At 74.4% G+C, this 26,096-nt stretch carries 22 protein-coding genes; 10 read left to right on the top strand and 12 right to left on the bottom strand.

Annotated elements, in window-relative coordinates:
• Positions 1–2: 2 nt before the first annotated feature.
• A complete protein-coding gene (locus ACW62_RS07020; protein WP_053203362.1) occupies positions 3–455 on the bottom strand; it encodes an SRPBCC family protein in 453 nt (150 codons plus the stop codon).
• Between the two features lie 118 nt (positions 456–573).
• A complete protein-coding gene (locus tag ACW62_RS33845) occupies positions 574–921 on the bottom strand; it encodes a DivIVA domain-containing protein (protein WP_053203363.1) in 348 nt (115 codons plus the stop codon).
• Positions 922–1,032: 111 nt separating this feature from the next.
• Between ACW62_RS33845 and folP the strand changes: the two genes are divergently transcribed.
• From folP to ACW62_RS36150, 3 genes are all read left to right on the top strand, one after another.
• Positions 1,033–1,893, top strand: a complete 861-nt coding sequence (gene folP / locus ACW62_RS07030) for a dihydropteroate synthase (RefSeq protein WP_053203594.1) — start codon at positions 1,033–1,035, stop codon at positions 1,891–1,893.
• A gap of 166 nt (positions 1,894–2,059) precedes the next feature.
• Positions 2,060–2,236 (top strand): hypothetical protein, encoded by a 177-nt coding sequence (locus tag ACW62_RS33850; protein WP_157574477.1) that lies wholly within the window; start codon positions 2,060–2,062, stop codon positions 2,234–2,236.
• A 116-nt stretch (positions 2,237–2,352) separates the two neighbouring features.
• Positions 2,353–5,283, top strand: a complete 2,931-nt coding sequence (locus tag ACW62_RS36150) for a helix-turn-helix transcriptional regulator (protein WP_169792005.1) — start codon at positions 2,353–2,355, stop codon at positions 5,281–5,283.
• A gap of 1,186 nt (positions 5,284–6,469) precedes the next feature.
• Here the strand turns inward: ACW62_RS36150 and ACW62_RS07040 are convergent.
• From ACW62_RS07040 to ACW62_RS07055, 4 genes are all read right to left on the bottom strand, one after another.
• Positions 6,470–7,897, bottom strand: coding sequence for an APC family permease (locus ACW62_RS07040; RefSeq protein ID WP_053203365.1), 1,428 nt, complete (start codon positions 7,895–7,897; stop codon positions 6,470–6,472).
• 99 nt (positions 7,898–7,996) lie between these two features.
• Positions 7,997–8,764, bottom strand: a complete 768-nt coding sequence (locus tag ACW62_RS07045; protein WP_053203366.1) for an LOG family protein — start codon at positions 8,762–8,764, stop codon at positions 7,997–7,999.
• 16 nt (positions 8,765–8,780) lie between these two features.
• Positions 8,781–9,845, bottom strand: a complete 1,065-nt coding sequence (gene dapE, locus ACW62_RS07050) for a succinyl-diaminopimelate desuccinylase (RefSeq protein WP_053203367.1) — start codon at positions 9,843–9,845, stop codon at positions 8,781–8,783.
• Positions 9,846–9,852: 7 nt separating this feature from the next.
• On the bottom strand, positions 9,853–10,551 hold the full coding sequence (locus tag ACW62_RS07055) for a VOC family protein (RefSeq protein WP_053203368.1): 699 nt from the start codon (positions 10,549–10,551) through the stop codon (positions 9,853–9,855).
• A 69-nt stretch (positions 10,552–10,620) separates the two neighbouring features.
• On the opposite strand from ACW62_RS07055, the gene ACW62_RS07060 reads away from it, so the two are divergent.
• Entirely contained in the window at positions 10,621–11,289 is a 669-nt protein-coding gene (locus ACW62_RS07060) for an RNA polymerase sigma factor (RefSeq protein WP_053203369.1), read from the top strand.
• Complete coding sequence (locus ACW62_RS07065; protein ID WP_053203370.1) at positions 11,286–12,359, top strand: hypothetical protein; 1,074 nt, start codon at positions 11,286–11,288, stop codon at positions 12,357–12,359. Before ACW62_RS07060 ends, ACW62_RS07065 begins: the two co-directional genes overlap by 4 nt.
• A gap of 272 nt (positions 12,360–12,631) precedes the next feature.
• Here ACW62_RS07065 and ACW62_RS07070 read toward each other — a convergent pair whose 3' ends face one another.
• Positions 12,632–13,321: a peptidase inhibitor family I36 protein gene (locus ACW62_RS07070; protein WP_157574479.1), complete on the bottom strand. Its 690-nt coding sequence runs from the start codon at positions 13,319–13,321 to the stop codon at positions 12,632–12,634.
• 30 nt (positions 13,322–13,351) lie between these two features.
• On the opposite strand from ACW62_RS07070, the gene dapD reads away from it, so the two are divergent.
• Genes dapD through ACW62_RS07090 form a run of 4 tightly spaced genes read left to right on the top strand, consistent with a single transcriptional unit; the run spans position 13,352 to position 18,440 of the window.
• Positions 13,352–14,284, top strand: coding sequence for a 2,3,4,5-tetrahydropyridine-2,6-dicarboxylate N-succinyltransferase (gene dapD, locus ACW62_RS07075; RefSeq protein WP_053203372.1), 933 nt, complete (start codon positions 13,352–13,354; stop codon positions 14,282–14,284).
• 41 nt (positions 14,285–14,325) lie between these two features.
• A complete protein-coding gene (locus ACW62_RS07080; protein WP_053203373.1) occupies positions 14,326–15,303 on the top strand; it encodes a VldE C-terminal domain-containing protein in 978 nt (325 codons plus the stop codon).
• A 14-nt stretch (positions 15,304–15,317) separates the two neighbouring features.
• The gene (locus ACW62_RS07085) at positions 15,318–16,880 is read left to right on the top strand and encodes a gamma-glutamyltransferase family protein (RefSeq protein WP_157574481.1); all 1,563 of its coding nucleotides are present in this window, start codon (positions 15,318–15,320) and stop codon (positions 16,878–16,880) included.
• Between the two features lie 12 nt (positions 16,881–16,892).
• On the top strand, positions 16,893–18,440 hold the full coding sequence (locus tag ACW62_RS07090) for a hypothetical protein (protein WP_053203375.1): 1,548 nt from the start codon (positions 16,893–16,895) through the stop codon (positions 18,438–18,440).
• Here ACW62_RS07090 and dapC read toward each other — a convergent pair.
• Positions 18,433–19,527 carry a succinyldiaminopimelate transaminase gene (dapC, locus tag ACW62_RS07095; RefSeq protein WP_157574483.1) on the bottom strand — a complete coding sequence of 365 codons (1,095 nt, stop codon included), beginning with the start codon at positions 19,525–19,527 and terminating at the stop codon, positions 18,433–18,435. The genes ACW62_RS07090 and dapC overlap by 8 nt on opposite strands.
• Positions 19,528–19,531: 4 nt before the next feature.
• Positions 19,532–19,861, bottom strand: coding sequence for a ferredoxin (gene fdxA / locus ACW62_RS35110; protein WP_053203376.1), 330 nt, complete (start codon positions 19,859–19,861; stop codon positions 19,532–19,534).
• A 113-nt stretch (positions 19,862–19,974) separates the two neighbouring features.
• On the opposite strand from fdxA, the gene ACW62_RS07105 reads away from it, so the two are divergent.
• On the top strand, positions 19,975–20,955 hold the full coding sequence (locus ACW62_RS07105; protein ID WP_157574485.1) for a GNAT family N-acetyltransferase: 981 nt from the start codon (positions 19,975–19,977) through the stop codon (positions 20,953–20,955).
• A 20-nt stretch (positions 20,956–20,975) separates the two neighbouring features.
• Here ACW62_RS07105 and ACW62_RS07110 read toward each other — a convergent pair whose 3' ends face one another.
• The 3 genes from ACW62_RS07110 to mshB all read right to left on the bottom strand — a co-directional run bounded on the left by ACW62_RS07110 (position 20,976) and on the right by mshB (position 26,015).
• Positions 20,976–23,783 carry a VanW family protein gene (locus ACW62_RS07110; protein WP_053203378.1) on the bottom strand — a complete coding sequence of 936 codons (2,808 nt, stop codon included), beginning with the start codon at positions 23,781–23,783 and terminating at the stop codon, positions 20,976–20,978.
• An 895-nt stretch (positions 23,784–24,678) separates the two neighbouring features.
• Positions 24,679–25,104, bottom strand: a complete 426-nt coding sequence (locus tag ACW62_RS07115) for a DUF6113 family protein (RefSeq protein ID WP_053203379.1) — start codon at positions 25,102–25,104, stop codon at positions 24,679–24,681.
• Positions 25,101–26,015, bottom strand: a complete 915-nt coding sequence (gene mshB, locus ACW62_RS07120) for an N-acetyl-1-D-myo-inositol-2-amino-2-deoxy-alpha-D-glucopyranoside deacetylase (RefSeq protein WP_053203380.1) — start codon at positions 26,013–26,015, stop codon at positions 25,101–25,103. Before mshB ends, ACW62_RS07115 begins: the two co-directional genes overlap by 4 nt.
• Positions 26,016–26,096 lie beyond the last annotated feature (81 nt).

Here is a 26,096-nt window from a genome sequence, read left to right on the forward strand (position 1 = left end):
GATCAGGGCGCCGAGCGCTCCACGAAGGCGGCGAACCGGCGCAGCGCCACCCCGAGACCGAGCCGCACCGCCGGCCGTACCACCGGCCAGCCGGCCCGGCCGGCGGCGCCGAGCGGAAGGTCCAGCTGCTCCTCCCAGCGCACCTCCGCCGCCTCCGCACCGATCGCCCGCACCGAGAACACCCCCGGACCACGCACGAGCCGCCCCGTGTGCAGCACCTCGCACCGTCGCGGCGGGTCCCAGGCCGTCACGATCATCGTGTCGAGGAACCCGGCCCGCCCCACACCGGTCCAGGCCTCCAGTCGCGCCCCCACCTCGCGGCCGTCGCCGAGACCCAGGATGCGGACGCGGGTCAGCGGCATCCACGCGCTCTGCGCCGGCCAGTCGGTGAGGACGTGCCAGACGACGTCGGCGGGGGCGGCCAGCCGCCGCGACACCGACACGTCGGCGCTCACGGCGCGCGCACCGGACCGAGCGCCCGCGCCCGGACCCCACCGCTCACCGCGAACCCCCCAGTTCACCCCGCTGTTCACCCGGCACCCCCATGCGCTCGCCCAGCACGTCAGTGCACTCTCAGTACCCCGTGCTCGGCGGATCACCCTCGTCGGGGCGGGCGGGACGGCGCGGGAGCGGCCCACTGGGGCCGGGCAGCCGCGCCTCCAGCTCGGCCAGCCGGTGGTCGCGCCAGGCGAGCTCACGCTGCAGGCGGTCGAGGACGAGGTCGACCTGGTCCATGCGGTAGCCGCGGTGGGCGACGGAGAAGCGCAGCTCGGCGATGTCGTCGGAGCCGACGGCGCCGTCGGGCAGCAGCTGAGCGTCGGCGCCGGGTGTCTCGGGTTGCAGCACGTCGCCGCGGCCGAGCACCAGCAGGACCGCGCCGAACAGCACGGCCGCGGCGATGATGACGAAGACGGCGAACACGGCACAAGGGTGCCACGTCCGGCGTTCCACCTCCGCGCCACACCAGGTGACGCGGCGTGCGAGGCTTACTGGCGAGCTGATGGCGATCTGAACATGAGGAGTCCTGTGGGTGTGCTGCGCCTGGGCCGGTCGGAATTCCCGCCCGGACGGTTCGCCGTCATGGCGATCGTGAACCGCACCCCCGACTCGTTCTACGACCAGGGCGCGACGTTCGGGTTCGAGCAGGCGTGGCGCCGGGTGCAGCAGGTGGTGGCCGAGGGCGCCGACATCGTCGACGTGGGCGGGGTGAAGGCGGGCGCCGGCGAGCACGTCAGCGAGGACGAGGAGATCGACCGCGTCGGCGGGCTGGTCAGCACGATCCGCGAGACCTACCCGCAGGTCGTGATCAGCGTCGACACGTACCGGGCGCGGACGGCCGACGCGTTGTGCGCGGCGGGCGCGGACCTCGTCAACGACACGTGGGCCGGCGCCGACCCGGAGGTCGCGGCGGTCGCGGCCCGGCACGGCGCCGGGCTGGTGTGCAGCCACACCGGCGGAATGCGGCCGCGGACGCTCCCGCACCGGGTCGCTTACGACGACGTGGTCGCCGACGTCCTGGCGCACACGACGGCGCTGGCGGAGCGCGCCGTCGAGCTGGGCGTGCCGCGCGAGGGCATCCTGATCGACCCGACGCACGACTTCGGCAAGAACACCTTCCACTCGCTGGAACTGACCCGGCGCCTGGACGAGCTGGTCGCGACCGGCTGGCCCGTGCTGGTCAGCCTGTCGCGCAAGGACTTCGTCGGCGAGACCCTGGATCTTCCCGTGGACGAGCGGCTGACCGGCACGCTGGCGGCCACCGCGGTGTCGGCGTGGCACGGCGCCCGGGTGTTCCGTGCCCACGACGTCGCCGCGACCCGGCAGGTGCTCGACATGGTGGCGTCGATCCGCGGCGACCGGCCGCCGGCGGCGCCGTTGCGCGGCCTCGCCTGACGACTGAGGCCCCCTCAGCCGCCCGGACCGGCACCTCAGAGCCCATCGGGCACCGAGTAAGGCCCCATCCACCTGGGAAGATGCGGCAGACACCGCATGTGGCGACCACCCCTTACGGACCAGACTCTTCAGTGTCAGAAGAAGAAGCACCGAGAGAGGTCCGGTCATGAACACCACGTATGTCGCCCAGCTCGTCCACGAGGAGCGTGCGGGCCGGCTGCTGGCCGAGGCCGACGCCGACCGACTCGCCCGCACGGCGCGCCGCGCCACCCGCCGCGCCAAGCGGCCCGCCGTCCGATCGGCGTGGGTGATCCGCCACCTGCCCGGCCGCCACGCGGTCTGACGAGACGAGACGTCCACCATCCAGGCCCCGGTGTCCACCACGGACACCGGGGCCGCTCCCTGTGACGGCGAAACCGGCCCCGGCGTAGCAGGATGGTCACTGTGGCATTGGCAGCGATGAGTCCCGCGATGGTCGGCCGCAGCGAGCAGCTCGACGGCCTTCGGTCGGCGCTGGCCGCTGCCGTCGGCGGCGTCCCGGTCACGGTGGTGCTCGGCGGCGAGGCGGGCGTCGGCAAGACCCGCCTGGTGACGGAGTTCGCGGCCGAGGCCGAGCGCGACGGTGCGCTGGTCGTCGTCGGCCAGTGCGTGAACCTCGGCGGCGACGGCCTCGCGTACGCCCCGATCACCGGCGCGCTGCGCGACCTCGGCGGCCGGCTCGGCACCGACGCGCTGCTGGCCGCCGCGGGTCCCGGACGGGCCGCGCTGGCCAGCCTGCTGCCCGACCTCCCCGGCGGCGACGGGCAGCCGGACGGCACCAGCCAGGGCCGCGTCTTCGAGGCGGTCACCGGGCTGCTCGAGCACGTCGCCGCCGAGCGCCCGCTGGTGCTGGTGCTCGAGGACCTGCACTGGGCCGACCGCGCCACCCGCCAGCTGCTCGGCTTCGCGGTCCGGGCGCTGGGCAACGCCCGCCTGCTCATCGTCGGCACGTACCGCAGCGACGAGCTGTCCCGCGACCATCCGCTGCGGCTGCTGCTGGCGGAACTGGAACGGGTCCGGACGGTGCACCGTGTCGACCTGCCGCGGCTGACCGAGCACGAGGTCGCCGAGCAGCTCGCCGGGCTGGCCGGGGCGGAGCCGCCCGTCGACGCCGTCCGCCGCATCCACGCCCGCAGCGAGGGCGTGCCGTTCTTCGTCGAGCAGCTGGCCGATCTCGACGACGGCACGACGCTGCCCGAGTCGCTGCGCGACCTGCTGCTGGTCCGGGTCGAGCAGTTGTCCGACGCGTCGCAGCGGCTGGTCCGGCTGCTCGCCGTCGGCAGCGACCACGTCGGGCACGACCTGCTGGCCTCCGTCGCCGCGGTCGACGCCGACGCGCTGGACCGCACGCTGCGCGAGGCGGTGTCGGCGAACGTGCTGCGGGTCGACGGCGACGGGTACGCGTTCCGGCACGCGCTGGTCCGCGAGGCCGTCCACGCCGATCTGCTGCCCGGCGAGCACGCCCGGCTGCACGCGCTCTACGCGGCCACGCTGGAACGGCGGCTGGCGTCCGGCGCCGGCCCGCGCCGAGCGGTCACCGCCGAGGCGGCGCACCACTGGTTCTGCGCGCACGAGCACGAGAAGTCGTTCGCCGCCTCGCTCGACGCGGCGGCCGAGGCGCGCTCGCTGGCCGCCTACGACGAGGCGCAGCGCAACTTCGAGCGGGCGCTGGAGCTGTGGGACCAGATCCCCGAGGCCGCGGCAAAGGCCGGATGCGACCACGCGGAACTGCTCGCCCGCACCGCCGCGGCCGCCAACAACGCCGGCGAGCTGGACCGCGCCCTCGCACTGGTCGACGCCGCGCTGGCCGAGGTCCGTGCCGCCGGTGACGCCGTCGAGCCGAGCCGCGTCGCCCGGCTGCTGGGCTTCCGCGGCACGCTGCTCAGCGAGCTCGGCCGCGGCGGCGCCACCGAGGAGGTCGAGCGGGCGCTGGCGCTGATCCCGGCCGACCCGCCCACGGCGCGGCGGGCCCGGCTGCTGCAGAAGTACGTCTCGCGGCTGATGATGGACGGCCGGCAGGCAGGCGCCGTCGCGCTGGGCCGTGAAGCAGCCGAACTGGCGCACCAGACCGGCGAGGCGGAGTCGGAGTTCCGCGCCTACGTCGTGCTCGGCCCCAGCCTGGTGCACTCGGGCCAGGTCGAGGCGGGCCTGGAAGCGCTGGAGACCGCGCGCCAGCTGGCCGGCGAACGGCCGGAGTGGCTGGTCAGCTACTACATCAACATGTCCGACGCGCTGCACCTGCTCGGCCGCTACGGCGAGGCGGAACAGGTCGCGCAGCAGGGCATCGACCGCGCCGGCGCCGTCGGCCTGGCCCGCACGCTCGGCACCATGCTGGCCGGGAACGCCGCCGAGCCGCTGATGGCGCTGGGCCGCTGGGACGACGCCGAGCGGGTCATCATCCGCGCACTCGAGCTCCGGCCGCCCGGACGGCACGTCTGGCACCTGTCCGGGCTGCGGTCCTGGCTGGCACTGTGGCGCGGCGACGTCGAGGCCGCGTCCCGGTTCGCGTTCGAGGTGCACGAGCGGCTGGCCGGTCACGATCCCGGCCCGCAGTACGTGCTGCCGGCGACCCGCGCGGCCGCCGAGGCGGCCCTCGGCCGCGGCGAGCCGAACCTCGCCTGGGAGCTGATCCGCACCGCCATCGACGCCACGCCCGGCCAGCAGTTCGGCTACGAGCTGCCGCTGCTCGGCGCGGCCGGTTGGGCGCTGGAGGCCCGCGCCCGGGCCGGCACGGCCACCGACGACGACGCCGCGTGGCTGCGCGGCCGGTTGGAGCCGACGAGCGGCTGGGGCCCGGCGCCGACGTGGGCACCCGTGGTCCGGGCGCATCTCGCCGGCCTCGACGGGCCGTCACCGGACGCCTGGCGCGCGGCCCTGGACACCGTCGAGGCCGCCGAGGGCCCGGCGCACCTGCGGCCGTTCGCCGGCTACCGGCTCGGCGAGGCGTACGTCCTGCTGGGCGAGCGGGCCGCCGCCGAGGAGCCGCTGCGGCGGGCGGCCGAGCAGGCCGACTCGCTCGGCGCCGGGCTGATCCGCGGCTGGATCGACGACCTCGTGCGGCGCGCCCGTCTGGGACTGCCGCCGTCCGGATCCGGCGGCCCGGGCACCGGTGGCCCGGGCACCGGCGCCTTCCCCGCGCTGACCGACCGCGAGCGCGAAGTGCTGCACCTGGTCGCGGCCGGGCGGAGCAACCGGCAGATCGGCGAGGAGCTGTTCATCAGCACCAAGACGGCCAGCGTGCACGTGTCGAACATCCTGGCCAAACTCGGGGTGTCGGGCCGCGGCGAGGCCGCGGCCCTCGCCCACCGCGAAGGACTGCTGGACGACGACCCCGCGCGGCAGGCCGGCTGACGCCCAGGCCGGGAAGCCGGTGCCGCTGCCGCCGGTGCCGCTGCCGACCGGCCCTTCAGGCCGGTCGGCCGGTCGGCCGGTCCTCGCGGGGTCGGGCCGGTCCACTCGGTCGGCCGGGCTTCTCGTTGGCTGGCCGACCGTGCGCCCGGGTCTGCCGCGTTGGCCGTCCCCCTGGCGCCCATTCTCTCAGCCGCGGCACCGCGCCTCAAGCGGACCCATGGGGCGCTTCGCGCGATGGGGTGACCGCTTGACCCGCGCTCCCGCGGCCAAGAACGGGCACCTATCAGGGGGACGGGGAAAGACTGGGCACACCTCGATGCCCGCCGCCACGGTCCCGGTCCGCCGTGGCACCGCCACCGCCGATTTGCCCATGATCAACAGTCGCCGGGGGGTTGGGGCGGCCACTTCACGCGCGGCGGGTGCACCTCACCCGCGCCAGGACCGCATGGCCGCCGCCGACGACGCTCATCCGGTGCTGCGGCGGGTGACGTGCTCCCCACGCGAGTGACGTCGACGATCTGGGACGTCTTCGATGGCCAGAATCGTCCAACGGCGCCCGGAACACGACTCTCGCCATCGAAGACGGCTCCGGGAGTCGAGGACGACCCAACGGTGCACCGGCACGAACAACGAACGCCAGCCAGCCAGATGAACGGCGAACGGTGCACCGGCCAACCGTTCGCCCGGGCGGGCTCTGCCCGCACCTCCCCCGTCCCCCTGATAACTGCCCGCACTTGGCCGCGTGCGCGCGGGTCAAGCGGACCTTCACCCGCGCGAAGCGCCCCACAAGTCCGCTTGAGGCGCACGCACGCGGCCAAGACAATGGGCAGCAGGGGGACGGCCCACGTGGCCAACCGCCGCACGACGGCGAACCGCTACGCGATCCCCAACGCCACCGTGTGGATTCGCTGCGCCGGGTGGGGTCCATCACTGTTCCCCTGGCAACAGCAACGCCACCCGCCAAGCACAGTGATCCCACCCAGTGATCTCGCCCGGGGCGCACAATCGCCGCGCCCAACGATGCGGGGATCGACGTGAGATCGCTGCGGAAACGACGCGGCATCACTGTCGCGGACACGACAGTGTTCTCACATCGATCACGCAGCGATCCCACACCGTTGCGCCGGGCGGGGTCTGCGTACCACGAGCGCGGAACCGGCAACGCGAACCGGCTCGCGATGAGCTGTCAGTTGACCGGGCCGCCGACGCCGAGGTTCTCGGGGTCGTCCATGTCGCCCTGCGAGCGGTGCAGCCGCCGATTCACCAGCCAGGTGACGAACCAGAGCACGACGCCGATGGCGAGCAGGATGCCGGCGATGCGGTACTGCTCGCTGTCGCGGCCGGTCCACGGCGTGGCCAGGTACGCGCAGGTGATGGCGCCGATGATCGGGATGACCGTCGGCGTGCGGAAATGCTTGTGCTCGACCGGCTGGCGCCGCAGTATCAGCACGACGACGTTGACGACCGCGAACACCGCGAGCAGCAACAGCGCCGTCGTGCCGCCCAGTGCCGGCACCTCGCCGACGAACGTGATCAGGCCGACCGCCAGCACCGTCGTGAAGATGATCGCCACCCACGGCGTGCGCCGGCTGGGGTGCACGCGGCCCAGCGGCCCCGGCAGCACCCGCTCGCGGCTCATGCCGTAGACGAGGCGACTGGCCATCAGCATGTTGATCAGCGCGGAGTTGGCGACCGCGAACATGGTGATGAACGCGAAGATCTTCAGCGGGAAGCCGGGCGCGCCGGCCTCGACCACCTGCAACAGCGGGGTGTCGCCCTCACCGAGCTGGTCGACGGGGACCAGCGCCACGGACGAGATGGCCACCAGCACGTAGATGATGCCGGTGATGATCAGGCCGGTCAGCATGACCTTCGGGAAGATCCGCACCGGGTCCTTGCACTCCTCGGCCATGTTGACGGAGTCCTCGAACCCCACCATCGCGAAGAACGCCAGCGCCGTGGCCGCGGTGACCGCGCCGAAGACGCCCTGGCCCTGGGTGTCGAACTCGGTGACGCGGGACATGTCGGCGTCGCCGCCGCCGATCGCCCACAGCCCGATCATGATGATGATCAGCAGGCCGCTCAGCTCGACGCAGGTGAGCACGACGTTGGCCTTGACGCTCTCGCCGACGCCGCGGAAGTTCACCGCCGCGACCAGCAGGATGAACAGCAGCGCGACGCCGGTGATGCCGACGCCGGTGCTCAGCTCGACGTCGAACGCCTCGGACAGGTTCGACGCGAACGCCCGCGACGCCGTCGACGCCGACGTGATGCCCGAGCACATGACCGTGAACGCCACGATGAACGTGACGAAATGGACGCCGAACGCCTTGTGCGTGTACAGCGCCGCGCCCGCGGCCTGCGGGTACTTCGTCACCAGCTCCAGATAGCTGAACGCGGTGAGGATGGCCACGATGAACGCGACGAGGAATGGCAGCCAGGCCGCCCCACCCACCTCGGCAGCGACCTGACCGGTGAGCGCGTAGACCCCGGTGCCGAGAATGTCGCCGACGACGAACAGCAGCAGCAGACTCGGGCCCATCACCCGTTTCAGGCTGGGCTGTTCCGATGGCTGACGGGGAGCCTCATCGGTCCGCACGGGCGCATCTGCCATGTGCCACCTCCAATCGGTTGCCTTGGTCTACCTCTTGGAGGGTGTGCGGCGCAAGCAGTGACACGGCGAGTCAAAGCCTGGAATGCGGGAGTTGCAGGGCTATTCGCGGCCCGCCGCCCGACGTGCTTCCTCGGCCTTGGCCAGCACGGACATCACGTCGTCGAGGTCGTCGGTGACGGTGAGGAGGTCGAGGTCGACGGGCGAGATCTTCTTCTCCACGACCAACGTGTCACGAAGCCAGTCGACGAGCCCTTTCCAGTACGACTGACCGACCAGCACGATGGGAAATGCGGTGACCTTGTGCGTCTGGACGAGCGTCATGGCCTCGAACAGCTCGTCGAGCGTGCCGTAGCCGCCCGGGAACACCACGAAACCCTGCGCGTACTTGACGAACATGGTCTTGCGGGCGAAGAAGTAGCGGAAGTTCACCGCGAGGTCGACGTAGGCGTTGATGCCCTGCTCGAACGGCAACTCGATGCCCAGCCCGACCGACGTGCCACCGGACTCCTGGGCGCCCTTGTTGGCGGCCTCCATGATGCCCGGCCCGCCGCCGGTGATGACGGCGTACCCGGCGCCGGTCAGCCGCGCGCCGAGGTCGACGGCGAGCTGGTAGGACGGGTCGTCGGGCCGGGTGCGGGCCGAGCCGAACACGCTGATGGCCGGGCCGAGCTCGGCGAGCGCGCCGAAGCCCTCGATGAACTCGGACTGGATGCGCAGCACCCGCCAGGGGTCGGTGTGCACCCAGTCGGTGGGGCCGGCGGTGTCGAGCAGCCGCTGGTCGGTCGTCGTCACGTCGTAGCGTTTCCCTCGCTTGATCACCGGTCCGGCGTACCTCACCGGCCGTTCGAACTCGTCGTGTCGGGTCACGCGGCCAGGCTAGTGGTCACGCCGCGAGCCAGGCCCGCAATCGGGCTTCACAGGCCTCGATCTCGGCGACGTGGACGCGTTCGTCGTCGGCGTGCGCGAGCTGGGGGTCGCCGGGGCCGTAGTTGACCGCCGGGACGCCGAGCGCGTCGAACCGGGCGACGTCGGTCCAGCCGACCTTGGCCCGCGGCTCGCCGCCGACGGCCGCGACGAACGCCGCCGCGACCGGGCGGTCGAGGCCTGGCCGGGCGCCGGGCGCGGTGTCGAGCAGCCGCACGTCGTAGCCGTCGAACACCTGCCGCACGTGGTCGAGCGCCTCGGCCTCGGTGTGGCTGGGCGCGAACCGGTAGTTGACGGTGACCTCGCAGCGGTCGGGGATGACGTTGCCGGCGATGCCGCCGCTGATGCCGACCGCGTTGAGCCCCTCGCGGTAGTCGAGGCCGTCGACGGTGACCGTGGCCGGCCGGTACTCGGCCAGCCGCTGCAGCACCGGGCCGGCCGCGTGGATGGCGTTGCTGCCCATCCACCAGCGGGCGCTGTGCGCGGCGGTGCCGGTGAGCTGGACCGCGACCCGCAGCGTGCCGTTGCAGCCGCCCTCGACCGCCGCCGACGACGGCTCCATGAGCACGGCGAAGTCGGCGGCCAGCCAGTCGGGGTGCTGCCGCGCGACCCGGCCGAGACCGTTGCGCTCGGCCTCGACCTCTTCGTTGTCGTAGAAGACGTAGGTGACGTCGCTGGCCGGCGCCGGGACGTGCGCGGCCAGCCGCAACCCGACCGCGACGCCGCCCTTCATGTCGACGGTGCCGCGGCCCCACAGCACGCCGTCGTCGAGGCGGGTGGGCAGGTTGGCGGCGACGGGCACGGTGTCGAGGTGCCCGGCCAGCACCACCCGCGTGGGACGGCCCAGCGCGGTGCGGGCGACGACGGTGTCGCCGTCGCGGTGGACGGTGAGGTGGCCGAGCGAGCGCAGCGCGGCCTCGACGGCGTCGGCCAGCGGCCCCTCCTCACCGCTCGGGGAGGCGAGGTCGCACAGCTGCGCCGTCAGCGCCGGCGCGGGGAGGTCGAGATCGAGAACAATGCCCACAAGCGCCTCAGCTTACGGTTCGCGGCGTGAAGGCGCAGAACTCGTTGCCCTCGGGGTCGGCCAGGACGTGCCAGGAGAGGTCGTCGCCGGGCTCGCGCAGCACCGTGGCGCCGCGCTCGGTGAGCAGGGTGACGTCGGCGACGTCGACGTCCCAGTGGACCCGGTTCTTCGCCGCCTTCGGCTCGGGCACCGGGACGAAGCACAGGTAGTCGAACGGCAGCCGGCCGTCGCTCTCGAGTGCGGCATGGTGCTCCTTGGGCTCGCGCTCGGCGACCAGCCCGAACACCTCGCCCCACCACGCGGCCTGCGCGTACGGGTCGGCGCAGTCGACGACGACTTCGTAGAGCCGGCCCGGCAGCGACGTCCGTTCGGGCCGGAGGAACGCGCAGAACTCGCCGCCTTCGGGGTCGGCCAGGACGTACCAGGAGTCCTCGTCGTCGGGCTCGCGCAGCACGGTGGCGCCGAGCGACAGCAGGCCGCCGATGTCGCCCACGTCGACGTCGAGGTGCACCCGGTTCTTGACCGTCCTGGCCTCCGGCACGGCGTCGACCCAGATCTGCTCGCCTTCTGCATCTCCGTGCAGGTGCGTAGGATCGTCTGAGTCTGGCCGGCGGCCCAGCGCCGCCGCCCAGAACTCGGCGAGCCGCGGCTGCTCGCTCGCGTCGAGGCAGAGCGCCTGCCAGGTGGCGACGGGTGTCGGGTGCATACGGCCACGCTAGCCGAGGGCACCGACACCCCCTGTCCGCCCGAGTACCCACCAGGTGACCCGACGACGATGAGCTCCCTGCCGGCCGCTCCGCCCGACGACCAGCATCTGTGGTCCCGGGCGCGCCGCGGCGACCCGGCGGCGTTCGGCGAGCTGTTCACCCGGCACTCGACGGTGGTCTACAACTACTGCTTCCGGCTCACCGGCAGCTGGAAGACCGCCGAGGACCTCACCTCCGTCGTCTTCCTGGAGGCCTGGCGCAAGCGCGACGACGTCGCCGCCGAGGCCGGGTTCGTGCCCTGGCTGCTGAGCCTGGCCGGCCGGGTGGCCCGCAACAGCACCCGCGCGGTCCGCCGGCACCGCCGGCTGCTGGCCAAGCTGCCGCCCGCCGTCATCGCCGGTGGCGCCGAGGACGCCGCGCCGCCCGACCCGTCCGTGCCGGCCGACCCCGCCGACCCCGCCGACGCCGCGGCCCGGGCCGACGACGAACGGCACATGCGGCAGGTGCTGCGGGTGTTCCGGCGGCTGCCGAAGCAGGAGCAGGAGGTGCTCGCGCTGTGCGTCTGGGGCGAGCGCACCTACGCCGAGGCCGCGGTGGCGCTCGGAATCCCCGTCGGCACAGTACGCTCGCGGCTGGCGCGAGCTCGAGCTCACATGGAGCGGCTCACCGAGGCCGCGACCACGAAGACCGCCGAGCCGCAACCCGGCTCGCGCCCCGAAGGAGCGCACCACACATGAGTTCCACCGGCCTCGACCTCGCGTTCGCCCTGCCACCCAGGCGCGACCTCCCCGCCGACCGTCGCGACGCCATGCGCCGGCTGCTGGAGGACGCGGTCGCCACCCGGCCGCACGGGCGGCTGCTGGCGACGCCGCGACGGCCCCGGCTGCGCCCGGCGATGTGGCCGGCGGTGGGCATGGTGGCGGCGTCCGCGGTGGCCGCCGCCGTCCTCGTCGTGGGCAATCTCGGGTCCGACGGCGCCGACACCGCCTACGCGGCCACGCCGCCCGTCCTGGCCGCGGAGCTGGCCATGGGGCAGCCGGCCGGCGCCGAGCTGCGGTCGCTGGCCACGACGGCGTCCCAGGCGCACGCGGAGCTGTACACGACCGCCGACGTCACCGTCAGCACCGAGAGCTGGCTGCTGACGGTCACCGAGACCGGGGGGCAGCCGGCGGAGGGCGCGGCCCCTGCCGAGGGCGCCGCCGCGAACCTGGCGCTGGGCGCGCCGGCCGTCACGTCCGCCGTCGTGCCGGTGCTGCGCGAGCAGCGGTTCCTGGCCGACGGCTCGGTGCACGTGCGCGAGACGCAGGGCGAGGCCCGGTTCCCGACGGCGGACTGGAGCGAGGCCGACGGCACCGCCACACCCGGCGCCGTCCTGCTGGACGAGACGTTCCCGGCCGGCGGCCTGGCGTCGGGGTACCCGGAGTCGCTGGCCGCCGACCCCGCCGCGCTGCGCGCCCAGCTGCTGGCCGTCTGGCCGCAGGCCGGCGACCCCGCGGCGGCGCTGTTCCAGTCGCTGAACGAGGTCGCCTCGACCCGCGTCCTGGACACCTCGGTGCAGGCGGCGGCGCTGACGATGCTGGCCGACGAGCCCGGTGTCGTCGCGCTCGGCGAGATCACCGACCGGCGCGGCCGCACGGCGATCGCGTTCGGCACCGACAGCGACGACTCCGGCCTGGACCGGCGGCACGTGCTGATGGTCGACCCGCGGACCGGCCGGCTGCTCGGCTACGAAGAGGTGCTCACCGGCGATACCGGCGCCCTGGACGTCGAGGCGCCGGTGGTGGCCCAGTACACCGTGTTCCTCTGACTGGCGCTGCCCGGGGTGTGCCCGGCGACGACCGGGGCGAGGGCCGGCGTGCTTGTGCGGGGTTTTGCGCCGGAGTACGGTCCCCGCCCGGCTGGGAGGGAGTCCCACCCTACGGGCGGGCACCGACACTCTCGGCGTCGCGGCCACCACGCCCGGACCCCGCGGCAGCATCGCCTGAACTCGAGGCCCTACGCCCGCACCCGGGCCACCACGCCCGGCGTGGTCGCCCGGGCCGCGGCCCATCGTCAGTTCCGGCCCATCGCCGGGTGCCGTCAGGCGCTGGAGCAGGTCCAGTAGCTCATCCGGTTGTCGGCGGAGGCGCCGACGTAGGAGTCGCTGGCGCCCGGGGTCATGGTCCACAGCCGCGCGCCGCCGAGGTAGTCGTAGGCGTGGTAGTTGCGGCCGGAGTTGCGGTTGACCCACGACGACGCGGTGTTGTCGAAGCCCCAGCTGCTGGCGTAGGCCGAGCAGGTGCTGGAGAACTGGTACCGCGTGCCGTCGAAGTTCGACGACGTGTAGTAGCAGTAGTAGCCGGACTGGCAGGTCGAGGCGCTGCCCCGCGCCTGCAGGTCATCGGCGACCGGCTCGAACGGCTGGGCCAGCCCGGTGATGCCGAGCGCCTCGACGACGTCGGAGCGTACGCCGTCGCCCAGGCCGAACGGCGCCGCGTCGGCGCCGGGGTCCGGCCACACGACGATGACGTCGCCGTCGTCCCAGGCCATGGCGTTGTCGGAGAGCTGGACGCCGCCCGGTTGGTGGTCCAGCGCCGCCGCCATCTCGGCCGCGAGCGGGCCAGTGGGCTCCGCTTCGGCGGTGTCGGCGCTCGCGTGCGCACCGCCCGCCGCCACCAGAACCGTCGTCGCGACCCCCGCAAGGGTGGCGAGCAGCCGTCGTCGCACCATCGGCGCCTCCCAGCACTCGTGTCTTCTGCGGGCGCGCCGCACGGCGACCACCGTGCTCACGCAGCCTGCCGTGTTCCGTAGGCTGAGCCCATGACCGACGTGCGACGGGCATGGGGCTTCGGCCTGGCCACCATAGCCGCAGATGGAACGATCTTGGATGTTTGGTACCCATCGCCAGCTCTCGGCAAACCGCCCATCTCGTCCGACGACGCCCTCATCGAGCTGCGCGACCTCGAGGTCGAGGACCGCGACCGCGAGGTCCGCCGCACCGTCGTGCAGACCGCCATCGACCTCGACGCGCCGCCCGCCGACGCCCAGGACGCCTACCTCCGGCTGCACCTGCTGTCGCACCGGCTGGTCGCGCCGCACGGGCAGGTCCTCGACGGCCTGTTCGGCGTGCTGAACAACGTCGTGTGGACCAACCACGGCCCGTGCCCGGTCGACGGCTTCGAGCGGACGCGGCTGCGGCTGCTGCGACGCGGCCCGGTCACGGTGTACGGCATCGACAAGTTCCCGCGCATGGTCGACTACGTCGTGCCGTCCGGGGTGCGCATCGCCGACGCCGACCGCGTCCGCCTCGGCGCCCACCTCGCCGCCGGCACCACCGTCATGCATGAGGGGTTCGTGAACTTCAACGCCGGCACGCTCGGCTCGTCCATGGTCGAGGGCCGCATCTCCTCCGGCGTGGTGGTCGGCGACGGCTCCGACGTCGGCGGCGGCGCGTCGATCATGGGGACGCTGTCAGGCGGCGGCAAGGAGGTCATCACCGTCGGCGCGGGCTGCCTCATCGGCGCCAACTCCGGCATCGGCATCTCGCTCGGCGACGGCTGCGTCGTCGAGGCCGGCTGCTACATCACCGCCGGCACGAAGGTCGGGCTGCCCGACGGCCGGGTCGTCAAGGCGCTGGAGCTGTCCGGCGGCGACGGCCTGCTGTTCCGCCGCAACAGCGTCACCGGCGCCGTCGAGGCGCTGGCCAGGTCCGGCGACTGGGGCGGGCTCAACGCCGTCCTGCACGCGAACTGACCCGGAACCGCCGCCCGGGCCACGAACGTTCTCCAGGTCACATGAGTCGCGCTGCCCGCCTCACGGCCACCCTCGGTACCCTGCTCGCCCTCGGCGGGTGCATCGCCGCGCTGCTCATCTGGTGGGTCGGCCGCGACGACAACCCGCTCATCCGCCGCAACGACTGCCGGGCCTCCGTCGACGGCCGCACCGTCACGCTGTCGCCGGAGCAGGCCCGGCACGCCGCCACCATCACCGCCGTCGCGCTCGAGCGCGGCCTACCGGCCCGCGCCGTCACCATCGCCCTGGCCACGGCGTACCAGGAATCCGACATCTACAACATCGACTACGGCGACCGCGACTCCCTCGGGCTGTTCCAGCAGCGGCCATCGCAGGGCTGGGGCACTCCGGAGCAGGTCCAGGACCCCGTCTACGCCGCGGGCGCCTTCTACGACGCGCTGGTCGAGATCCCGGACTACCGCGAGCTCGAGGTCACCGTCGCCGCGCAGGAGGTGCAGCGCAGCGCGTTCCCCGACGCCTATGCCGACCACGAGGACGACGCGCGGGTGCTGGCGTCGGCGCTCACCGGCAACTCCGCGGCGACGTTCTACTGCACGTTCCGGGCCGACGACGTCGCGGCGCAGACCGAGGGCGACGACGGCCTCACCGACCGCGCCCGCGCCGTCCGCGACGAGCTGGCCGGCACGTTCGACGACCTCGACATCGGCGGCTTCCAGGCCGGCGGCGTCGACTCCGGTCATGTGGAGGGTTCGGCGCACTACGACGGCCGCGCGCTGGACGTCATGTTCCAGCCGTACGACGACCCCGACGTGAACCGCCGCGGCTGGTCGGTGGCCCACTGGGCGGTCGCGAACGCCCAGGAACTGGACATCGCGACCATCATCTACGACGACAGGATCTGGTCGGCGCGCCGGTCCGACGAGGGGTGGCGCGAGTACACTCACCCGTCCGGTGACACCGCGGATGTCACCCTCCGCCATCTGGACCACGTCCACATCGACGTCGCCCCAGGAGAGTGATCAGGGTCGTGAGCATGACGGGCGGGGTCGTCGCCACCCCGCAAACGCTGAGCACGCGCGCCGGCGTCCAGATCCTGCAGGCCGGCGGCAACGCCGTCGACGCCGCCATCGCCGCGTGCGCCGTCCAGGGCGTCGTGGCGCCCGAGACCTGCGGCGTCGGCGGCGACCTGTTCGCGCTGGTGCACCGCCCCGGCGACGCCGCGCCGCTGGCGCTGAACGCGTCCGGCCGGGCCGGGTCCGGGGTCGACGCCCCAGCGCTGCGGGCCGCCGGGCTGAGCGAGATCCCGCGCGACCACGCGGCCGCCATCCCGGTGCCGGGCTGCGTCGACGGCTGGGCCGCGCTGTCGTCGCGGCTGGGCCGGCTGGGGCTGGCGGACGTGCTGGCGCCGGCCGTCCGGCTGGCCGAAGAGGGCTTCGCGGCCAGCGACGAGCTGGTGGCGGCGTTCCGGGCCGGCGCGGCGGAGCTGGCGGGCGTCGAGGCGGCCGGGCCGATGCTCGCGGCCGGGCGCGGCTCCACCGTCGTCCGGGAGCAACTGGCCTCGACGCTGCGGCTGATCGCCGGCGGCGGCCGCGCCGCGTTCTACGAGGGCGCGCCCGGCCGGGCCGTCAGCGCCGCCACCGACGGCGTCATCACCGCGTCCGACCTGCAGCGGAGCCAGGCCGACTGGGTCGAGCCGCTGTCCGTCGACGCGTGGGGCGGCACCGGCTGGACCGTCCCGCCGAACTCGCAGGGCTACCTCGGCATCGGCGGCTGCGCCGTGCTGGAGCGCCTCGGCTGGGCCGACGACCCGGGTGACCCGCAGGCGTGGCACCTGCAGATCGAGGCGCAGCGGGCGCTGGCCGCCGGGCGCGACGACGTCGCCGTCGACCCCGGCCGGGTCCCGGTCCCGCTCGACCGCCTGCTCGACCCCGCCCGGCTGGACGCCGTCGCCGCCTCCGTCGACCCCGCCGCGGCCCGCGACCGGCACGCCCCCGCGCCGGCCGCCGGCGGCACCGCCTACCTGTGCGTCGTCGACGGCGACGGCATGGGCGTCTCGCTGATCCAGTCCAACTTCCACGGCATCGGCTCGCTCGTCGGCGCCGGTGCGGCCGGGTTCCTGCTGCAGGACCGCGGCCGCGGGTTCTCGCTGGTCGAGGGGCATCCGGGCGAACTGGCGCCGGGCCGGCGGCCGCTGCACACGCTGTCGCCGACGCTGTGGACCCGCGGCGAGCGGCTGGCGATGGTGCTGGGCGCCCGCGGCGGCCACGTGCAGCCGCAGCTCGTCCAGCAGCTCGCCGCGTTCGTGCTCGGCGCCGGGCTGGACCCGGACGAGGCCCAGGCGCGGCCACGGTGGACCATCGAGCCGCCGGAGGGCGGCACCGGCGCGCCGGCGCCGTCCGGGTCGCGGGTGCGGGTCGAGCCCGACGTCCCCGCCCGCATCGTCGACGGCCTGCGCAAGCGCGGGCACGAGGTGGTACCTGGAGACGGCCCGCAGTCCGGCTGGGGACCGGTCTCGCTCATCCAGGTCGACGACGCCGGCTGGCGGCTGTCCGCCCGCGATCCCCGCGTCGCGACGACGGCGGTCGCGACGGCTTAGGTTAGGGAGATCATGACCGACCCCACCCCGCCGCCTCCGCCCCCGCCGCCGTCCGGCTCGCCGCGCACCGCCGTCTGGCAGGTCGCCACCGCGCTCGCGCTCGCCGTCGGGCTGGTGCTGGCCGGCGTCACGTACATCGTCATGGACCGGCGCGTCGACGACGCACGGGCCGAGCGCGACGCCGCACGGGACGAGCTGGCCGCCGCCGAGGAGTCGTCGTCCGGCCTGGGCGGGCTGGAGGACCTGTTGGGCGAGGGCGGCCTCGGCGACCTGCTCGGCGAGGGCGGGCTGGAGGACCTGCTCGGCGGTGACCTCGGCGACCTCGGCCTGGGCGACGTCGACCCGATCCTGCTGCAGTGCCTCGGCTCCGGCGGCATGGGCCTGGGCGGTGGCGACGGCTCCATCCCCGACGCCGACGTCGAGACGCAGGTCGCGGCCATCGCACAGCTGGTCGAGGAGGAGCGCGGGCTGCCCGCCGGTGACGACGTCGACATCGAGTTCGTGAGCCTCGACGAAGTGCAGCGGCGGGCGGTCGAGCTGACCCAGGAGGAGCTGGACCCCGAGCGGGCCGCCGTCGACTCCCGGCTGCTGGCCGCGCTGGGCGCCGTCGAGCCGGGCACCGATCTCGCGCAGGCGCACCTCGACGCCCTCGACGCCGGGGTCGGCGGGTTCTACGACCCCGAGACGCGGCAGCTGGTCATCGGGTCCGAGGAGATGGACGGCCTGGGCGCGCTGATCACGGCACACGAGCTGGTGCACGCGCAGGCCGACGCCGCCATCGGGCTGCCCGACCAGGAGGCCATCGCGACCGAGTCCGGGTCCGACGCCGCCTACGCCGCGCTCAACGCCATCGAGGGCGACGCGTCGCTCTACAGCCAGCAGTTCGTCGGGCAGCACCTGCCGCTGGACCAGCTGCTCGCGCTGCAGGAGACCTCCGGCCAGACCACCGCCGACCTCGACGAACTGCCGCACTTCATCGCCCGCCAGCTCGAGTTCCCGTACGTCGAGGGCTTGACGTTCACCTGCGACGTGTTCCTCGACGGCGGCTGGGAGGCGGTCGACGCCACGTACGCGACGCTGCCGGCGACCACCGCGCAGGTGCTGTTCCCGGACCGCTACCGCGCCGGTGAGGCCGCCGTCGACGTCCGCGACCCGGCCGGTCCCGGCGGCGACTGGCAGCAGCTGCGCATGGACACCTTCGGCGCGGCCGACCTGCTGTTCCTGCTCGAGGCGCCCGGCGACGACGAGTCCGCCGCGCTGTCCGACCCGAAGGACCTCGCCGCGGCCTGGGCCGGCGGCGAGGTCACCGTCTGGGGCGACGGCGACGCCACCGCGCTCGCGCTGGTCCTCGCCGACCGCGGCGACGACGGCGGGACGCCGCTGTGCGACACCGTCACCGACTTCTACGCGGCCGCGTTCCCCGACGCGCAGGCCGCCGAGGAGGGCGGGCGCACCGTGTTCACCGGCACCGACCAGTCGGCGGTCGTGTCGTGCTCCGGCTCCGAGGTGGCGCTGGGCATCGGCCCGGACGCGGCAACCGCGTCGGCGGCCGTCAGCTGAGCAGGCGCTTCGCGGCGGCGTCGACCCGCTCGTCGGTGGCCGTCAGCGCGATGCGGACGTGCGAGCCGCCGGCCGGGCCATAGAACGCGCCCGGAGCGGCCAGGATGCCGCGATCGGCCAGCCAGCCGACGGTGTCCCAGCACGGTTCGTCGCGGGTCGCCCACAGGTACAGGCCGGCGGTCGAGTGGTCGATCCGGAACCCGGCCTCGACCAGCGCCGAGCGCAGCACGTCACGCCGCCGCGCGTAGCGTCCGCGCTGCTCGTCGACGTGGGCGTCGTCGTCGAGGGCGGCCACCATGGCGGCCTGCACCGGCGCCGGCACCATCAGCCCGGCGTGCTTGCGCACCTCGAGCACCTGACGTACCAGCGCGGGGTCGCCGGCCATGAAGCCGGCGCGGTAACCGGCCAGGTTGGACCGCTTCGACAGCGAGTGCACGGCCAGCAGGCCGTCGAGCGAGCCGCCGTTGACGGCCGGGTCGAGGATCGACACCGGCCGCTCCTCCCAGCCCAGCTCGAGGTAGCACTCGTCCGAGACGACGACGGCGCCGCGCTCGCGGGCCCAGTCGACCACCTTGGCGAGGTGGGCCGCCGGCAACACCCGGCCGTGCGGGTTGGCCGGCGAGTTCACCCAGATCAGCGCGACCCGGCGCGGGCCGAGCGCGGTGACGGAGTCGCTGGCGACCGGGTCGGCCCCGGCCAGCCGGGCGCCGATGTCGTAGGTCGGGTAGGCCAGCTCCGGGAACACGACGGTGTCGCCGGGGCCCAGCCCGAGCAGCGTCGGCAGCCCTGCCACCAGCTCCTTCGAGCCGATGGCCGGGATGACGGCGGCGGGGTCGAGGCCCTGCGCACCGGCCCGGCGGCCGAGCCAGCGCACCGCCGCCTCGCGCAGCGCGGGCGTGCCCAGCGTCGTCGGGTACCCCGGGGCGTCCGCCGCCGCGGCCAGCGCGCGGCGGATCACCTCGGGAGTGGGGTCGACCGGCGTGCCGACCGAGAGGTCGACGATGCCGTCGGGGTGGGTGGCCGCCCGCTCGCCGTACGGGACCAGGGCGTCCCAGGGGAAGTCGGGCAGCTGGAACCGCTGCGGCACCGACTCAGGTCTCCTCGTGCTCCTGCGGCGGCAACGCCGCGATGATCGCGTGATCCTTGGCGATGGCGCCCAGCTTGGCCGCGCCGCCCGGCGAACCGAGATCGTCGAAGAACTCGACGTTGGCGGTGTAGTAGTTCTTCCACTCGCCGGGGACGTCGTCCTCGTAGAAGATCGCCTCGACGGGACAGACCGGTTCGCAGGCACCGCAGTCGACGCACTCATCCGGGTGGATGTAGAGCATCCGCTCGCCCTCGTAGATGCAGTCGACCGGACACTCCTCGACGCAAGCGAGGTCCTTGAGATCGACGCAAGGCTGCGCGATGACGTACGTCACGGCGGTGTCCTCCCTATCGCAAGCCGCTCCAGTGCCCACCGGTGCGGCCGATCAGTCGTACTGAGCCCTAGTATCGCGGGTGCCCGGAATCCATCGTGCACCAAGGTCAGCCTATGAGACAGCCCAGTACGAATCAGAACCCGTCCGACCTGGTCGGACGGCGTGTCGTGGTCCGGTACCGCCTGCACGGCGAGGAGTTCGGCGGCACCGACGTGCTCGGCGTGCTCGTGTCGCGCACGGACGACGAGCTGCGCGTGCGGCCGTCGCGCGGCGGCGACGTCGTCGCGGTGCCGGCGGCGGACGTCGTCGTCGTGAAGGAGATCCCGGAGCTGACGGTGACCCGCCGCGACGTCCGCGACCTCGAGGCGGCGGCGCTGCTCGGCTGGCGGGCGCTGGAGACCGAGTGGCAGGGCGGGTGGCTGCTGCGAGCGTCCGGCGGATTCACCGGCCGGGCCAACTCGTGCCTGCCGCTGGACGACCCCGGGCTGCCGCCGGCCGACGCCGTCGCGCAGGTCGAGGACTGGTACCGGGCCCGCGGGCTGGTGCCGGCGTTCCAGGTCCCGGAGCCGCTCGGCCGGACGCTCGGGCCGGTGCTGGACGCGCGCGGCTGGCCGGCCCCGGAGGACCGCACCTTCGTCATGGTGGCGCCGGTGTCCGTGGTGCTCGGCTCGGAGCGGGCCGGGCTGGCGCCGGTCCGCGTCGACGACCACCCCGACGACGCCTGGCTGGCCGGTTACCACTACCGGGGCGGCGAACTGCCCGCGCACGCCGTCGACGTGCTGGTCAACGCCGCCGCTGCCGGGTTCGCGTCGGTGGACGACGACGGCGTGCGGGTGGCGATCGCCCGGGGCGCCGTCAGCGACGCGCCGAGCGGACGGCGCTGGCTCGGCGTCACGGCGGTCGAGGTCGCGCCCGCCGCCCGGCGGCGCGGCCTGGGCGGGCACATCGTCGCCGGGCTGGCGGCGTGGGCCGACCGGCTCGGCGCCACCGACGTATACCTGCAGGTCGCCGAGCCGAACGCGCCGGCCCGCGCGACGTACCGTAAGGCTGGCTTCGCCGAGCACCACGCGTACCACTACCGCCGGCTGCGCTGAGCCGGCGGTAGCGGCCCGCGTCAGTCGTCGCCGCCGCCCTCGCCGTTGCCCTCGCCGGGGTCCGGGCCGCAGATGACCCGGTGGTTCGGGTTGTAGGTCCACGGGTCGGCCTCGTCCTTGACGAGGTTGCCGTCGGGGTCGAGCACCTGCCGGTACGACGTGATGGTGAAACCCTGGCTGCCGCCCTGCGCTGAGCAGTTGCCGGACGTGTCGTAGATCGTCTGCGGGGACGTGTAGTTGGAACGTTCCGACACCGACGTCTCGACCTGGAAGTACGCCGTGCTCCAGATCTTCACGTTCAGCGTGCCCTGGCCGCCGGACCGGCTGGGCGTGAAGTTGGTGTCGACGACGACGCCGTACGGGGTGTCGTTCTTGAACCGCATGTCCTTCGAGCCCCAGGCGACCGTCGCCTCCTGGCCGATCGGGTAGCGGTCGAAGTAGATCGAGTGCGGCCAGTGCTCGACGTCCTCCAGGCCGGCCAGGAAGGCCGCGTGGAACGTCGTCGTCGCCACCTGGGAGACGCCGCCGCCGAGGGACTCCTCCAGCCGGCCGCCGTCGATGATGGTGCCGGTGGTGAAGCCGTTGGCCTCGGTGCGCTCGCCGACGATGCCGTTGAGGCTGAACTCGTCGCCGGGCAGCAGCAGTGTGTTGTCGATGCGCTGGGCCGCGGTGCCGATGTTGACGTTGCGGTACTCGGCGTGCGGGAAGCGCGTCGTGAACTCGGCCACCACCTCGGTGACGCCCAGCTCCTCGGCGGCGGCCGTCGTCAGCTCCGGGTCGACCTCAGACAGCTCGACCGCGGCCTGCCGCGCGTCGCCCTCGGCCGTCAGCACCGGCAGCAGCGCCGCGCTCAACGTCTCGGGCGCGATGCCCATGCCCCGCTCGGCCGGCACGACCACCGGCTCGCCGCCGTCGATCGTGACGGTGGCGTCGCGGCCCTCCTGGCCCACCTCGGCCAGCTGCTCGCGGGCGACCTCCGTCAGCTTGGCGCCGTCGAGCGCGGGCTGCAGGGTGCCGGCGTCGTCGGGGGCCATGGTCAGCGCCTGCCCGACGAGCTCCGGCGGCAGCTCGACGCTCTCTTCCCCCGCGACGACCGTCACGGGCGCGGACATGGCCGGCTCGGCGAACTCGGCGACCGCGCGCTGCACCTCGTCGGCGCTGACCGCCGGCGCCACCTCGTCGATGGCCAGCTGGACGTCGCCGATCGGCAGCGTGGACTCGTCGCCGAAGAACGCGCCCTCGAGCCGCTCGATGGTGGCGTCGAGGTTGACCGCGCGGCCCACCTGCGGGTCGCTCGTGACGACCTCGCCGCCGTCGAACGCGACCGCACCGTTCACCGGCTCGATGTCGGCCTGCGCGGCGATCTCCGTCAGCGCCGCCTCCAGGGTCGCGCGGTCGACGGCCGCGACCGGCGTGGTCTCGCCGCCGCCGAGCAGCGCCTGGAACAGCGACAGTGGGTTCGCGCTGCCGCCCGGCACCGCGTCGATCGTCGCCGGCACGTCGACCGTCAGGCCGGCCACCGACGGGACCACCTCGAACGACGTCTCCTCGTCGCCGACGGTCAGGTGGAACGGCTGGTCGACGAGCTCGGGCAGCTGCGCGTTGAGCGTCTCCTCGGCCTTCTCCGGCGTCATGCCGCCGACCTCGATGCCCGCGACCGTCGCGCCTCTGGCCAGCGAGTCGCCGGCCACCGCGTACGCGATGCCGTAGCCGATGCCGAGCACCACGACCACGCCGGCCACGACCAGCGCGGCCACCTTCACCCGGCTCCGGCCGCCGCCCTCGCCGTCGTCGCCGGTGGGCTGGTCGCCCTCGCCGCCGCCGTCGCCGCCGCGTTTGGAGTCGAGCAATGCGGCCGCTGTGGCGGCCTGTCCGAAGGAACGCTGCTGCTGACGCCGCGACGCCCGGCCGGCTTCGCTCGGCTCGGCGTCCTGGGTGATGGTCTCGGCTTCGGCCGCGGCGGCTGCGGCTCCGGCTGCGGCTGCCGTCGGGTCGACGGCGCCGAACTCCTGGGTCGGCTCCTCGGCCGGGCCGCGGCCGGACGGATAGATGCCGGCCGCGCGGGTGCCGGGCTCCGGGCGCGGGCGGGTCGGCTGAGGCGCTTCGGCGGCCTCGTCCTGCTGCGCTGCCGGGACGGCGTCGGAACCGTTCTGGGCCGCATCCGGCTCGTTCGGTGCGCCGGGATCGCTCTGCTGCCCTGCGTCCGGGCTGTCCTGCCCGGCGTCAGGGTCGTTCTGCCCGGCGTCGGGCCCGTTCTGAGCGGCCTCAGGGCCGTTCTGGGCGGCGTTGGCGCCCTCCTGGGTGCCGGCGGGGCCGTTCTGGGCGGCGTCGGGCGCCGCCTCGGCGGTCCCGTCGACCGGCCGGCCGTCGTCTCCGGCGGCGCGAGCCCTGGCGGCCATCACGTCCTGCACGACGCGGGGCTCCTCGTGGCGCTGGCCGTTACCCTCGGCCGCCTCCGCGGCCGTCGGCACCGGACCGGAGAGGCGGGGGTCGACCGGGGGCCGGCCGCTGCGGTCGCGGTCCTTCACGTTCGAGCGGCCGGGCGCCGGGCGCTGTGCCGCCGTCCCACTCGGCGGTGTGCTGCCCCGCTGCTCCTCCGCGTCGCGGCGGGCGGTGGACTCGGCCTGCTCGGCGGCCCGGGCGCGAGCGCGGGCGGCCTGGGCGCCGCTGAACGCCTGCGCCGTGGCCGCGAACCGCGCTTCGTCGGCGGCCGGCGGGGCCTGCATGGCGCCGGCGGGGCGGGCCTCCTTCTGGATCGGCGGCAGCATCGACGGTTGCGGCGACGCGGCGCCCAGCGGTGCCGAGGCCGGGCGCTGCCGGGTGGGCAACGCCTCCTGCTCGGCGTCGTGGTCCCGCGGCGACTCCTGCGGCTCCGTCGCACGCGACGTGGCAGCATCCGTGGCCGGCTGACGCGTCTCGTCGGCGCCACGGGCGTCCCGGGGCGGCCCTGGCTTCGGCCGGCGTATGTCGTCGGCGCCAGCGCTCGTGGCCGCCGCGTTGCTGGACGATTCAGACGGACGCGCAGCACCGCTACCGGACGATGCCGGCCCGGGCCGGCGCGGAGTTCGATCGCCGCCGGCGGGCTGGCGATCAGCCACTGGCCCGCGGGCGTCGTCCGGTCGCCGCCCCTCGGCGCGAGGATCGGGACCCGGCCGGCCGCTGTCCGAGGCGGGACGGTCGCCGTCCGGGGCGGCACGGTCGTTGCCGGCGGGGGGCGAGGCACTCGGCCGGGCGTCCGCCTCGGCCTGGGCCTTGGACTCGGCCGCGGCCTTGGACTCTGCCGCCGCCTTGGCGTCCGCCGCCGCGCGCGCCTTGGCCGCCCGCTTCTCCGCGAGCGCCGCCGCCGAGGCGGCGATGGTAGTGGTGCGCCGAGCCGGCGCGCCTCCCCCGCCCGCGCCTGCAGCACCCGCGCCCGCGGCGCCGCCGCGCACATCGCCAGTGCTCGCGCCGGAGCGCCCGCCGTCCGCGGCTGGACGGCCGGATGTGCCGTTCGTCTCAGCCGCGGGGTCTGCGGATGCGTCCTCAGCCGGCCCGGTAGGGTCTGCGGAAGACGTCGCCGCCGACCCGTCGGCGGGCAGGCCGGCCTCGACGCCGGCGTCGTCGCCACGGTCGGTGGAACCGGCCGCGGCGCCGCCCCGGCCAGGTGGGTTGTCGGTCACGCTAGGGCACCTATCGGTTTGAATATGCGCAATTCGTCAGTAGTCAGGTCTCGCCTCGCGCATCTTACGTCAATGGTCGAGTCGATCTCGCGCCGACGCCGAGACCCAAGGCAATGGCATACGCCGTGGTGCCGCCGAACAGGAATACCAGGCCGGCTTCGTCACCGAGGATGACGCGGTCCTCGCCGGGCGGCGCCTGCGCCAGCCACAGGACCGGGCCGAGCCACAGCGCCGCCACCACCGCGAGGCCCACCCGGCTGCGCGCGCACGCCCGCGTCAGCACCGCCAGCGAGACGGCGCCGCCGACGGCGAGCAGGATGCCGGCCGGGTTCTGCCACCGGTGCACGAACGCCCCGGCGACGGCCACGACCACCGCCGCCGCCCCGAGCCCGGCGACGGCGAGCGTGGAAAGCACCCGGGCCCACCGCGACCGGTGTGCGGGCGCCGCCGACGGCCGCACCGACGGCGCCGCACCGGGCGCGACGGTCACGGCACGACGCCGGCGAAGAGGTCGGTCTCGAAGCCCGAGGCGGCGCCGCGCGTGCCGTGTGCCAGCCGGAAGTACTCCTGCGCCCAGATGGGCTGCCCGACGTTGTCGGACAGCGTGAAATACGGCCAGTGGACGTCGATCTGGGTGGCGTGTGCCCGCATGGCCGCCAGTTTGGCGTCGAGGTGGCCGGTGCCGTCGATGACGGCGTCGACGTCGGCGAGGTCGACGACGTAGCCGAAGTCGTCGGCCGAGGCGATGTTCTCGAAGCCGGCGTCGCCGCGCTCGCGCAGCGCCGTGAGCGCCTCTTGGAGCACCTGCCGCGGCGTCGCCGTCCAGTACACCTTCGCGACGTCCCAGGCGGCGCCGAGGTCGGGACGGTAGGAGCGGACGGCGGCGAGGTCGCGCGCGTACGTGGCGACGCGGTGCGCCTGGATGTGGTCGGGGTGGCCGTAGCCGCCGTGTTCGTCGTAGGTGACCAGCACCTGCGGGCGGATCTCGCGGATGACGGCGACGAGGTGGTCGGCCGCCTCGCGCAGGTCGGCGGCCCAGAACGAGCGCGGGTCGAGCTGGTCGGGCGCCACCGCGCGGCGGCCGTCGGCGCCCCACACCATGCCGGAGTCGCGGTACCGGCCCGGACCACCCAGGAACCGGTGGTCGGCGACCTTCAGCTGCGCCATGGCGTCGGCCAGCTCGCGGGCCCGGTGCGGCCCGAGGGCGTCGTCGTGCTCGGGCGCGAGGTGCGCCAGCGCGGGCAGCACGATCTCGCCCTGCTCGCCCTGTGTGCAGGTGACGAGCGTGACGTGGGCGCCCTCGGCGACGTAGCGGGCCATGGTGGCGCCGGTGCCGATGGACTCGTCGTCGGGGTGCGCGTGCACCAGCAGCAGGCGGCGGTCGGGTAGGTCGACGGGCATGCACCCAGCCTATGCAGGGGGTCCGACAGCCGGCCGATCGCCGGGGTTCGGCCATCCGCCGGCCTCCGGACGGCCTACTCT

The sequence above is a fragment of the Jiangella muralis genome (assembly GCF_001270745.1).
Classification (GTDB): domain Bacteria; phylum Actinomycetota; class Actinomycetes; order Jiangellales; family Jiangellaceae; genus Jiangella; species Jiangella muralis.

Excerpts from the sequence above, each read along its gene's own strand:
- ACW62_RS07090 (WP_053203375.1), top strand. The coding sequence starts at position 16,893 with ATGACCGACCCCACCCCGCCGCCTCCGCCCCCGCCGCCGTCCGGCTCG.
- ACW62_RS07055 (WP_053203368.1), bottom strand. The coding sequence starts at position 10,551 with ATGCACCCGACACCCGTCGCCACCTGGCAGGCGCTCTGCCTCGACGCG.
- mshB (WP_053203380.1), bottom strand. The coding sequence starts at position 26,015 with ATGCCCGTCGACCTACCCGACCGCCGCCTGCTGCTGGTGCACGCGCAC.
- ACW62_RS07065 (WP_053203370.1), top strand. The coding sequence starts at position 11,286 with ATGAGTTCCACCGGCCTCGACCTCGCGTTCGCCCTGCCACCCAGGCGC.
- ACW62_RS33850 (WP_157574477.1), top strand. The coding sequence starts at position 2,060 with ATGAACACCACGTATGTCGCCCAGCTCGTCCACGAGGAGCGTGCGGGC.
- ACW62_RS07040 (WP_053203365.1), bottom strand. The coding sequence starts at position 7,897 with ATGGCAGATGCGCCCGTGCGGACCGATGAGGCTCCCCGTCAGCCATCG.
- ACW62_RS07105 (WP_157574485.1), top strand. The coding sequence starts at position 19,975 with ATGAGACAGCCCAGTACGAATCAGAACCCGTCCGACCTGGTCGGACGG.
- ACW62_RS07085 (WP_157574481.1), top strand. The coding sequence starts at position 15,318 with ATGACGGGCGGGGTCGTCGCCACCCCGCAAACGCTGAGCACGCGCGCC.
- ACW62_RS07080 (WP_053203373.1), top strand. The coding sequence starts at position 14,326 with ATGAGTCGCGCTGCCCGCCTCACGGCCACCCTCGGTACCCTGCTCGCC.
- dapD (WP_053203372.1), top strand. The coding sequence starts at position 13,352 with ATGACCGACGTGCGACGGGCATGGGGCTTCGGCCTGGCCACCATAGCC.
- ACW62_RS36150 (WP_169792005.1), top strand. The coding sequence starts at position 2,353 with ATGAGTCCCGCGATGGTCGGCCGCAGCGAGCAGCTCGACGGCCTTCGG.
- ACW62_RS07060 (WP_053203369.1), top strand. The coding sequence starts at position 10,621 with ATGAGCTCCCTGCCGGCCGCTCCGCCCGACGACCAGCATCTGTGGTCC.